The following is an 11,771-nucleotide window of genomic DNA, read 5'->3' on the forward strand; positions in this document are numbered from 1 at the left end:
TCCCGCCCAAAGTCAGGGCTTTTATGTTACAATAGATGAGACTATAAGATTTTTGGGAGAATAGTAAATGACACGTAGTATGTATGCAGGCCGTGTTCGTGCCGAACACATTGGACAGACGCTGACCCTGACGGGCTGGGTGGCTCGCCGCCGTGACTTGGGAGGCTTGATTTTCGTTGATTTGCGTGACCGTGAGGGCATCATGCAGTTGGTGGTTAACCCTGAGACAGCGTCTAGCGATGTGGTGGCTATCGCCAATGGCTTGCGCAGTGAGTTTGTCATCGAAGTGACAGGCGAGATTTTAGCCCGTGAGCAGGCGAATCAAAACCTGCCAACAGGCGAGGTAGAGATGGCAGTTGCCAGCCTTCGTGTGCTGAACGAGGCTAAGACGACCCCGTTTGAGATTAAAGACGGTGTTGAAGTCAGTGACGATACGCGCCTGCGCTACCGTTACCTTGACCTGCGCCGTCCAGAAATGCTGGACAATTTCAAACTCCGTGCCAAGACCACACACGCCATCCGCAATTATCTGGATGAGCTGGAATTTATTGATGTGGAAACGCCGATGTTGACCAAGTCAACGCCAGAAGGGGCGCGTGACTATCTGGTTCCGAGCCGTGTGCACGAGGGGCATTTCTACGCCCTGCCACAGAGTCCACAGATTAACAAGCAACTTCTGATGAACGCTGGCTTTGACCGCTACTATCAAATTGTCAAGTGTTTCCGTGACGAAGACCTGCGTGGGGATCGCCAGCCTGAATTTACCCAAGTGGACTTGGAGACCTCTTTCCTATCTGATCAGGAAATCCAAGACCTCGTTGAGGGGATGCTAGCGCGTGTCATGAAGGAGACCAAAGGTATCGACGTCAGCCTGCCTTTCCCACGCATGAGCTATGATGTCGCTATGAACCGCTATGGGTCAGACAAGCCCGACACCCGCTTTGACATGCTCTTGCAGGATGTATCAGAGCTAGCCAAAACCGTCGACTTCAAAGTCTTTTCAGAAGCAGAAGTGGTCAAGGCTATCGTGGTCAAGGGGGCAGCCGACCGTTATTCTCGTAAGGACATCGACAAGCTAACAGAGTTTGCCAAGCAATTTGGGGCCAAGGGGCTGGCTTGGGTCAAGTACACAGAAGCTAGTCTCAATGGACCAATCGCCAAGTTCTTGCCAGCTATTGAGAGTGACTTGGTCGCTCGTCTGGAGTTGGCTGAAAACGATTTGGCGCTCTTTGTTGCAGATAGTCTTGATGTTGCCAACAACACCCTTGGCGCTCTTCGTAGCCGTCTGGGTAAGGAGCTAGGTCTCATCAACCCAGACCAGTTCAACTTCCTTTGGGTCATCGACTGGCCGCTCTTTGAGTATTCGGAGGAAGAAGGGCGTTACATGTCTGCGCACCATCCGTTTACCCTGCCAACAGCTGAAACAGCAGGTCTCTTGAACGGTGGCGACCTCAGTCAAATCAAGGCTGTCGCCTATGACATCGTCTTGAACGGCTACGAGCTGGGCGGTGGCTCGCTACGGATCAATCGCCGTGACCTCCAGGAACAAATGTTTACGGCGCTTGGCTTCTCCAAAGAAGAAGCAGAGGAGCAATTCGGCTTCTTACTAGAGGCAATGGACTACGGCTTCCCGCCGCACGGTGGCCTGGCCATCGGTCTGGACCGTTTGGTCATGCTACTCGCTGGCAAGGATAACATCCGCGAAGTCATCGCCTTTCCGAAAAACAACAAGGCTTCAGACCCGATGACCCAAGCCCCAAGTCCAGTTGCAGCCAAGCAGTTGGATGAGTTGAATATCCATTTAAAGGAAGATGAAGAAAAATAAATATTATCGGTTTTTCCGAAAAAAATTATTTCGTCTGGCCAAAGACCATGAAATTTTAAAGGTCTTAATCAGTATTTCCAAGGAGAAGTACGCTGAACGTTTGTCAGGATCTGTCATCTATGGTCTTTTGTCTGCCATTGCGGTCAATGTCTTTTACGTGCCAAGCGGGATTTATTCGAGCGGTGCGACAGGGTTGGCACAGATCCTGTCCACGGTTTCGCAGCGCCTCTTTGGCTTTCATATTCCGATCGCGATTGGTTTTTATGCTATCAATGCGCCCTTGTTACTGATGGCATGGCGGAAGATAGGGCACAAGTTCACAGTCTTCACCTTTTTGACGGTTACCATGAGCGCCTTTTTCATCCAATTTATCCCCAAGATCAGTTTGACGGATGAACCCTTGATGAATGCTATTTTTGGGGCCATTTTCTTGGGGACAGGGATTGGCTATGCGCTCAAAAATAATGTTTCCAGTGGTGGGAGCGATATTGTCAGCATCCTGATTCGTCAAAAGACTGGCCGGCGGGTAGGGGTTATTTCCATCACCATCAATGTGATCATTATGATCATGGCGGGACTTTTGTTTGGCTGGGAGTACGCCCTTTATTCCATGATTGCTGTCTTTGTAACCGGGCGCGTGACGGATGCGATCTACGTCAAGCAAAAGAAAATGCAAGCGACCATCATTACCAATAAACCAGAGCGGGTCATTGCCCGCATCCACAAGAAGCTCCACCGAGGTGTGACTATTATCAATGAAGCAGAAGGTGCCTACCAGCATGAGAAAAAAGCTGTTTTAATCACCATCATCACCCAGGCAGAGTTCAATGACTTCAAGCACCAGATGCGTAAGGCGGATCCAGCTGCCTTCGTATCGGTGGCAGAAAATGTCCAGATTATCGGACGATTTATCGAAGATGAAAATTAGGAGAAGATTCAAAACTATATGAAAGTAAATTACCGCATTTCCCCTCTGAATATTATCATGATCACCATAGGGACAGCCCTGTATGCCTTTGGTTTTGTCAATTTTAATATGGAAAATCATCTGGCAGAAGGAGGTGTTAGCGGGATTACCTTGATTTTGCACTCTCTGTGGGGCTTGAATCCGGCCTACACCTCTCTGTTAATTAACATTCCGATTCTTTTGATGGGATGGAAATTTTTCGGGCGAAAGGCTTTGGTGCTGACGATTTATGGCACGGTTGCCCTGTCAATTTTTATCGAGATTTTCCAGCGGGTTGAGTTGCATATCAATGTCGGCCAGGACTTGCTGATTGCCGCCCTGTTGGCGGGGGTCTTTGCAGGGACTGGTCTGGGGCTTGTCTTCCGATATGGCGGAACGACGGGTGGATCGGATGTGATTGCCCGCATTATTGAACACAAAACAGGCAATCAGGTCGGCCAGAGCTTGCTGGTTTTGGATTTGTTTGTCATGCTTGCCTCTCTCAGCTACATTGATTTACGCCACATGATGTACACGGTTATCATGGCTTTTGTTATCAGCCAGATTATTGACTTGGTCCAAAATGGTGGCTATGCTGTCAGAGGGATGTTGATTATTACCAAGCACCCAGAAGGGGTTGCTCGAACGGTCCTTGAGGAATTGGGGCGTGGGGTGACCTATCTTCATGGCCAGGGGGGGTATTCCCAAAAAGATATGCGGTTACTCTATGTGGTGCTCAGCCCTCATGAGGTCAATACGGTCAAGGCAGCTCTCGGCCAGATCGATCCGCAGGCCTTTGTTTCTATTATCAATGTCCATGAGGTGATTGGCGAGGGCTTTACCTGGGATGTTCCCAAAAAAGCTAAATTACCTTGGCAGAAGTAAGATGTTTTAGAAAGGAGATGGGTCTATGACGATCTTTCGATTTGTCTATATCAGTCTCAGTGGTAATACTGCCTCGTTTGTGAGACGTTTGAGTCAGTATCTGAAGGAAAAATATCCAGAACTTGAAATTGAAGCGATTGACGTCAAGGAATTGGTCAAGGATGGGCGTCCTTTCTTTGAGATGGCCGGAAACTTCGTTGCTTTTTTGCCGACCTATTTAGAAGGTGGCAATGGGATTGACAATGGAGACCAAGAAATCTTGACGACTCCCTTAGGCGATTTTATCGCTTTTGAGGACAATGCTAGCAAGTGTTTGGGGATTATAGGCTCTGGAAATCGGAATTTTAACAATCAATACTGCTTGACCGCTAAACAGTATAGCCAGCGTTTCGGCTTCCCGGTTTTAGATGATTTTGAAATGCGGGGGATGTTGGGAGACATTAAGCGAATCGCTGAGAAAATCGAAAACTTGTATAATTTTTAGTAAACTTTACTAAAATATGTTATAATGAAGGAAAATGCTAAAGGAGACAAAAATGGCAATTCTGATTACAGGAGGGGCGGGCTACATTGGTAGCCATACCGTGGTAGAATTAGTTGCAGCTGGCCATTCTGTGGTGATTGTGGATGATTTTTCCAATTCCTCACCAGAGGTATTGAAGCGACTTAAGACTATCACAGGACAAGAGATTCCTTTCCACGAAGGGTCTATCTTAGATAAAGACTTTTTACGAGACGTTTTTCAGCAGTATGATATTGAGGCAGTTATTCATTTTGCGGCCTACAAAGCAGTCGGTGAATCGGTTGCCAAGCCGCTCATGTATTACCATAACAATATTTCAGGGACCATCGCTCTTTTAGAAGTTATGGTAGAAATGGGTGTAAAGCATATTGTCTTCTCTTCGTCAGCGACCGTTTACGGGATGAACAATACCGTTCCATTCTTAGAAGATATGCCGACCTCTGCGACCAATCCTTATGGTTACACCAAGGTGATGATGGAGCAGATTTTGAACGATGTGGCTACTTCTGATCCAGACTGGTCTGTGACCAATTTGCGCTACTTCAATCCCATCGGGGCTCACGAGTCTGGCTTGATTGGCGAAGCACCTAATGGCATTCCAAATAACCTGATGCCTTATATCTCGCAAGTAGCTGTCGGCAAGCGAGAGCAGTTATCTGTTTTTGGGGATGACTATGATACGCCAGATGGAACAGGTGTGCGAGATTATATCCACGTTGTGGACCTTGCTAAGGGGCATGTCCTTGCTCTGGAAAAAAACTTGGCTCAAAAGGGTGCTCAGGTTTACAACCTTGGAACAGGTATCGGTTACAGTGTCTTAGATTTGGTCAAGGCTTTTGAGGCAGAGAATGGTATTGCGATTCCTTATGTGATCAGCCCTCGTCGCCCAGGTGATATTGCAACTTGTTATGCTGACGCGCAAAAAGCCAAGAGCGATCTTGGTTGGGTGGCTGAAAAAGACCTAGCAGATATGGTACGCGATACCTGGCGCTGGCAAAAAAATAACCCGAATGGGTATGGAAATGCCTAAACATAAAGAAAAACTCCAGCAAGCGAAGCGTTTGCTGGAGTTTTTTAGGAGGTTGGTTTGACCTATAGTTCTGATAGCAGAATAGAGGGAGAACCAAACTGCTACAGTATCATAAGAATTTTTTAATCCTTATTTTTCTTGATGTGTGCAAGTCCTAATAATCCTAGCAGACCGCTACCTAATAAGCTTAAAACAGAAGGGAGATCGCCAGTTACTGGCAATTGTTTTGTGTTTTGCATAGCTGGTGTTGCCGTTGCCTTAGGTGTATGGGCTACACGGGAGACTTTTGTTTTACCGGTTTCCTTAAGTTTTTCGTTATTCACCGGCATATTGACTTCCGGCTTCATAGGTGCATCTGGTTTGGTAGATGTTTCCGGTTTGCTAGGCGCATCCGTTTTCTCAGGAAGTGTTGGTTTTTGCGGTTGTGGGAAAGATTTAGGATCTAGCGGATCGGTATTTGCATCGAGTTCCTGGCGGCTGGTGAAGCCATCGCCGTCATGATCCTTCTCTGGGTCAAAGAATGGTTTATCTTCATTGATTAGAGGAGCTACCTTACCAACCATTGGCTTTTCAGGTACAACTGGAGCAGGTTTCTTAGGAAGATCTGGTACCATTTTCTTAGGTGTTGTTTCCTTAGGTTGTTCCTTGGTTTGTGATTTTAGCTCAGGAGCTGATTTAGGCGCAGGAGTTGTTTTCTCTTTCTCCTTTGGCAGTTTTTGGGGATTTTCTGCTTGAGGTTTTTCTTTAGCCTCTGGAGTAGGAGCAGGCCGCATTTGTTTTTCCTCTTTTTGTGGTTGTGGGAAAGATTTAGGATCTAGCGGATCGGTATTTGCATCGAGTTCCTGACGACTGGTGAAGCCATCGCCGTCATGATCCTTCTCTGGGTCAAAGAATGGTTTATCTTCATTGATTAGAGGGGCTATTTTATCCACGGTTGGTTTTTCTGGTGCCGTTTTTCGTTTAGTCTGATCTTCTGGCATAGCTTCTGGTTTCGGCGTTTTTTCTGAATCTGGTTTTAGCTCAGGAACAGTCTTAGTCTGATCTTCTGGCATAACTTCTGGTTTCGGCTCAGGAACAGGTTTAGTCTCACCTTCTGGCTTAGTTTCTGGTTCCGGTGTTTTTTCTGAATCCGGTTTTGGTTTAGGGGTAGGCATAGTCTCACCTTCTGGCATAACTTCTGGTTTCGGCGTTTTTTCTGAATCCGGTTTTGGTGTAGGTTTAGGTACCGGAGAAGGGTTCTCTTCTGTTTTGGGTGATTTTAGTATAGGGGAAATGATTGTACCACCTCTGATTTTGCCAAAGTCCCTCTCGCTATCTTTTTGCTCGGCTTCTGATTTTTTCAGAAGTTCTTCTGCTTGTTTTCTTTTACGATTATCGTCAAATTTTTTCTTTTCAGCAGTATTGGGTACTTCACCTACAAATCTGTAGTAATAGGTAAACCAATCCAGCTGATTTATTCCCGCTAGAAATGGTAAATTATAGGGATCGATACTACCATCTGATGGGATTCCGACCTTTATTTTATAGGTCCATTGATGTGTATGATCTAATCCCCCCGAGACTTTTTTATTAATAAGCACTGTCTGGAAATCTTCAATAGACAACTTACCTTTTAGTCCGCTCGCGTATGATACATGGGTTTGCCATTCGCTTTCGAACTTATTCCTATTGGTGGTGTAATCTGATCTCCAACGGTAATTCGTTCCTTTAGTGTCAAAATCCGATAATTTTATGATTTGTTCTGCTTCTATTTTATCTCGAGCTTGTTCTTGTTCTGTAATGGTTTCTGGTAAAACAACTCCTTTTGGTAAAAATATTAATAAATTAGGTTTTGTCCAGCTATGCTGTTCTTTGTTGAATGTAATTACCCATTCAACATGAGTGGGAAGGCTAGTTCTATTCGTTTTATCATAGTGGTAGACCGTTTGATATTCAACACTCTTTCGAGTTTCTTGTTCATTTTCACGATATGCAAACCTAGCAGTAGTAGATTTTTTTGAGTTTTCTCCATTAGATTTTTGGAGTGATATTTCTTCAATTGCCTGTGTAGAACCTTCTGGTAATAATGTTGTGTCTGGCTTTGGCTTAGTTATTTCAGGTAAAGTAGCTTCAGCAGGTTGGGACCGGTCTACTTGAGACGAACTTGGTGTGCTATCGTCGTTACCTTCTCGCTCTAATGTAGCTACGGGCTCTGAGTCTGAATTAATTGTTTCGGTGGGTTTGGTTTCCAGTATGACATCAGCTGTTTCCGAAATCTCGCTTCCTTTGATTTTCGTATCATCAGTGTGATTCTCGGTTTTAGAGATTTCCGCATCCGAAACTATCGCCGGTTGCTCTTCTTTTAGTTGACTGGCTTCTGTATGAGAAAAAATCTCTGCACTGGGTGGTGAACTGATTGCTACTTCATCCTTACCATCAGCTTGAACGAATTGTGTCGGTAAGCCGATTATCAAAGTCCCAACCAGAACTGATCCTACTCCGACTTTGAGTTTCCGAATGCTATAGCATTTTTGGTTGTCAAATAACATAACATATCTCGCTTTCTACTTCTAAAATTAGAAGGTGCTTTATAGTTATCATTATAACCACCAAAAGGGAAATGGGGAATGGAGGTAATGTAATAGTTACCTAATTTTTGTGTATAGGCAAGGATTAAGAAAAAACAGTAACTAAAAAAGCCCTCCCTAAGTGAACCGCACCCCAAAAGTTAGACAGACAATCTAACGAATGGGGTGCTTTTTTATGAAATTGAGCTACGAAGATAAATTAAATCTCTATGAGCTAAGAAATAAAGGGCTGACGTGGTCCCAACTTAGCCAAGCTTACGATATTCAGATTTCCAACCTCAAATATATGGTAAAGCTTATGGATAGGTATGGAGTCGAGATTGTTAGAAAGGGTAAAAATACGTATTATCCTCCCGAGTTAAAACAAGAAATCTAGGTATGGAGTCGAGATTGTTAGAAAGGGTAAAAATACGTATTATCCTCCCGAGTTAAAACAAGAAATCATGGATAAAGTCCTTCTTGAAGGTCAGTCTCAACTGTCCGTCTCTCTTGAGTATGCTCTTCCGAACCGTGGGCTGCTTCCAAACTGGATAGCGCAATACAAGAAAAACGGGTATACTATTCTTGAGAAATCAAGAGGGAGACCGCCAAAGATGGGACGAAAGAAAACGAAAACTTGGGAAGAAATGACGGAGCTAGAACGTCTTCAAAAAGAACTGGAATACCTTAGAGCGGAGAACGCCGTGCTAAAAAAGTTGAGAGATTACTGCTTACGGGACGAGGCAAAACTCAAAAAGCAACAAGAGTCATCCAAGAACTAAAAGATGAGTTTGCCCTAACGCTATTACTTGATATTTTAGATTTAGCGCGATCAAGTTATTATTACCACATCAAACAACTGGCAAAAGAAGACAAGGATTCGGCACTTAAGACTGAAATCCAAGCCATTTATGACGAACACAAGGGCAACTATGGCTATCGTCGTATTCACTTGGAACTTCGCAATCGAGGCTTCTGTGTCAACCACAAGAAGGTACAACGTTTGATGACAGAGATGAAACTAGCTGCTCGTATTCGTCGGAAACGCAAGTATTCCTCTTACAAGGGCGAGGTAGGAAAGAAGGCTGACAACCTGATTCAACGTCAGTTTGAAGGAGCTAAATCTTATGAGAAGTGCTATACAGATGTAACGGAGTTTGCTTTAACGGAGGGAAAAGTGTACCTATCCCCTGTTATGGATGGTTATAATGGTGAAATTATTGACTTTACTTTATCTCGCTCACCGAACTTGAGACAGGTACATACCATGCTTGAAAAAACCTTTCCAGCTAACCGTTACGAGGGAACCATTCTCCATAGCGACCAAGGATGGCAATATCAACACTGGTCTTATCATCACTTTTTGGAATCTAAAGGGATTCGTCCTTCGATGTCTCGTAAGGGGAACAGTCCTGATAATGGCATGATGGAATCCTTCTTTGGCATCCTCAAGTCTGAGATGTTTTATGGATTTGAGAACACCTTCACATCACTAGAACAACTGGAACAAGCAATTAGCGATTATATTTTTTACTACAATAACAAACGAATCAAAACAAAATTAAAAGGACTTAGTCCTGTGCAATACAGAATTAAATCCTTTCAATAATATTTCTTGTCCAACTTTTGGGGGTCAGTACAAACAGAACTATTAGGAAGAGCTTTTGCTGTCTAATCGTGAAGAACTTGATCTCTAATAGCCTATTCCATGCTATATAAGAGAATCGTTGCACCTTACATTTTTTCCGGAGCAGCAACACCAAGCAAGCGCAGAGCTTCTTTGAGAACAATGCCTGTGGCATAGGCCAGTGCGAGGCGACTGTCGCGTTCTGGGCTTTCGTCCAAGATGCGGGTGTGTGCGTAATACTTGTTGAAGGCTTGTGCCAACTGAATCGCATACTTAGCTACGATAGACGGGTCGTACTTGACTGCGGCACGCTCAACAGTGGCTGTAAAGTTTTGCAGGTGTTTGATGATGTCCCAACTTTCAGCATCATTGAGGCTGTAAGTTGCGGAAGTATCTGCCTTGAAGGCAGCCTTTCTCAGGATAGACTGGATACGGGCGTAGGCATACTGGACGTATGGTCCTGTCTCGCCTTCAAAGGAAACCATGGCTTCTAGATCAAAGTCATAGCCATTGTCAGGGTCGGTCTTCAGGTCGTAGAATTTAACCGCACCGACGCCGACAGCGTGTGCTACGGCTTCCTTATTTTCAAGGTCAGGATTTTTGGCCTCGATTTGGCTAAGGGCACGAGCAACGGCTTCGTCAAGGGTTGGCTCTAAGCGGATAATGTTCCCCTTGCGGGTAGACAGTTTTTTCTTGTTTTTAGTGACAAGCCCAAAGCTGACGTGGATCATATCGTCTGACCAGTCAAAGCCCATTTCTTTCAGGACGCTCTTGAGTTGTTTGAAGTGGTGGGACTGCTCTTGGCCGACCACGTAGATATTTTTCTCGAAGTCAAACGTCCGCTTGCGGTACATGGCAGTTGCCATATCACGCGTGATGTAGAGGGTCGCACCGTCTGATTTTTTAATCAGAGCAGGGGGCAGATTGTATTTTTCAAGGTTGACGATTTTGGCTCCTTTTGACTCTTGCAAGAGGTTTTTGTCCTCCAAGATTTGGATACCTTCGTCCATCTTGTCGTTATAGAAGGCTTCGCCGTGGAAGTGGTCAAAGGAGACATCTAATTTGTCATAGATACGGTTGAACTCGACCAAGCTTTCGTCACGGAACCATTGCCACAATTCCCAAGCTTCTGGGTCGCCGTCTTCCAACTTCTTAAACCATTGGCGAGCCTGTTCGTCCAACTCAGGATTTTCTTCGGCTTCTGCGTTGATGCGAACGTAGAGTTTGAGCAGTTCATCGATAGGGTTGGCTTCGATGGTCTCTTTATCTCCCCAGAGCTTGTAAGCGACAATCAGCATCCCAAATTGCTTGCCCCAGTCGCCCAAGTGGTTGATACGGATAGAGTTATAACCGAGCTTGGAGTAGATATGGCCCAGAGCATCTGCAATGACAGTAGAGCGCAAGTGGCCGACAGAGAAAGGCTTAGCGATGTTTGGGCTGGACATGTCTAGGGTAACATTTTTGCCGTCTCCGATATGCTGTTGGCCGTAGGCTTCTTTTTCGGAGAGAACTTGCTTAAGGACATCGGCAGAGACCGTAGCCTTGTCTAGGAAGAAGTTGACGTAAGGGCCTGTGGCGACTACCTTGCTAAAGCCAGTTGTATCTATTTTTTCAGCGATGTCAGCCGCGATGGCTTGCGGCGCTTTGCGTTCTACCTTGGCTAGAGAAAAGGTGGGGAAGGCAATATCCCCAAGGTCGGTTGATTTTGGTTTTTCCAGCAATTGGCTGATGGTTTCTTGGTCTAGGCTAGGAATGACTGCAGCTAGACTTTTTGCAGCAATAGATTTGTAATCCATAGATGGGCCTCCTTCACAAATAATCTATGCCTCTATTCTAACATAAATTAGATCAAAAATACTTAATAATCCTGAAAAAAATCCGTTTTTTTGGTATAATCTTCCATGAGAAAAAAACATGGAGTTTTATCATGAGAAAAAGGGAACGTTTAGAGTTGATTAAGGAGCTGGTAAGGACCAGCCGTTTAAGGACACAAAGAGATGTCCAACTGGGCTTAGAAGCTAGAGGGATTGAAGTGACGCAGACAACCCTATCGCGAGATTTGAGGCAATTGGGTCTGATCAAGGTGCGTGAAAAAGAAGGTTCTTTCTATACCTTGCCAAAATCAGACGATACAGATGATTTTATCGTTGTACTGGCACCGTTTATTCAGAAGGTGGAACGGGCTAGTTTTATTCTGGTTTTGCACACGCAATTGGGTGAAACAGGTGTCAGTTCCAACATTATTGACAAGGCTAAGCCTGAGCAAATCCTGGGGACTGTAGCGGGTGCGGACACGCTTTTGGTCATCTGTCGTGACGAGCGTGCGGCTATGGAGGTGGAGAAAAGCCTCAAAACCCAACAGGTCCTCTTAGGCATGGAGATTGATTAA

8 protein-coding genes and 1 pseudogene are annotated in these 11,771 nt (G+C 45.0%); 7 read left to right on the forward strand and 2 right to left on the reverse strand.

What is annotated here, in order from left to right; all coding sequences use genetic code 11:
* Positions 1-67 precede the first annotated feature (67 nt).
* From aspS to galE, 5 genes are read left to right on the forward strand one after another with little or no spacing between them, the layout of a single operon-like run.
* Positions 68-1,825 (forward strand): aspartate--tRNA ligase, encoded by a 1,758-nt coding sequence (gene aspS / locus ABID29_RS08210; protein ID WP_354365675.1) that lies wholly within the window; start codon positions 68-70, stop codon positions 1,823-1,825.
* Positions 1,812-2,753, forward strand: coding sequence for a YitT family protein (locus ABID29_RS08215; protein ID WP_354365676.1), 942 nt, complete (start codon positions 1,812-1,814; stop codon positions 2,751-2,753). The genes aspS and ABID29_RS08215 overlap by 14 nt, the downstream gene beginning before the upstream one ends.
* An 18-nt stretch (positions 2,754-2,771) precedes the next feature.
* Positions 2,772-3,656 carry a YitT family protein gene (locus ABID29_RS08220; protein ID WP_354365677.1) on the forward strand — a complete coding sequence of 295 codons (885 nt, stop codon included), beginning with the start codon at positions 2,772-2,774 and terminating at the stop codon, positions 3,654-3,656.
* A gap of 25 nt (positions 3,657-3,681) precedes the next feature.
* The gene (gene nrdI / locus ABID29_RS08225) at positions 3,682-4,140 is read left to right on the forward strand and encodes a class Ib ribonucleoside-diphosphate reductase assembly flavoprotein NrdI (RefSeq protein WP_354365678.1); all 459 of its coding nucleotides are present in this window, start codon (positions 3,682-3,684) and stop codon (positions 4,138-4,140) included.
* A gap of 52 nt (positions 4,141-4,192) precedes the next feature.
* Positions 4,193-5,209 (forward strand): UDP-glucose 4-epimerase GalE, encoded by a 1,017-nt coding sequence (galE, locus tag ABID29_RS08230; RefSeq protein ID WP_354365679.1) that lies wholly within the window; start codon positions 4,193-4,195, stop codon positions 5,207-5,209.
* A gap of 122 nt (positions 5,210-5,331) precedes the next feature.
* On the opposite strand, the gene ABID29_RS08235 is transcribed toward galE, so the two are convergent.
* Positions 5,332-7,737 (reverse strand): YSIRK-type signal peptide-containing protein, encoded by a 2,406-nt coding sequence (locus tag ABID29_RS08235; protein WP_354365680.1) that lies wholly within the window; start codon positions 7,735-7,737, stop codon positions 5,332-5,334.
* A gap of 214 nt (positions 7,738-7,951) precedes the next feature.
* Here ABID29_RS08235 and ABID29_RS08240 point away from each other — a divergent pair.
* Positions 7,952-9,364: pseudogene (locus ABID29_RS08240) on the forward strand (IS3 family transposase).
* A 125-nt stretch (positions 9,365-9,489) separates the two neighbouring features.
* Here the strand turns inward: ABID29_RS08240 and argS are convergent.
* Entirely contained in the window at positions 9,490-11,178 is a 1,689-nt protein-coding gene (gene argS, locus ABID29_RS08245; protein WP_354365681.1) for an arginine--tRNA ligase, read from the reverse strand.
* 131 nt (positions 11,179-11,309) lie between these two features.
* Here argS and argR point away from each other — a divergent pair, with 131 nt between their 5' ends.
* On the forward strand, positions 11,310-11,771 hold the full coding sequence (argR, locus tag ABID29_RS08250; protein ID WP_354365682.1) for an arginine repressor: 462 nt from the start codon (positions 11,310-11,312) through the stop codon (positions 11,769-11,771).

Origin of the sequence: Streptococcus rupicaprae (assembly GCF_040545225.1) — a bacterium.
GTDB classification, from domain to species: Bacteria; Bacillota; Bacilli; order Lactobacillales; family Streptococcaceae; genus Streptococcus; species Streptococcus rupicaprae.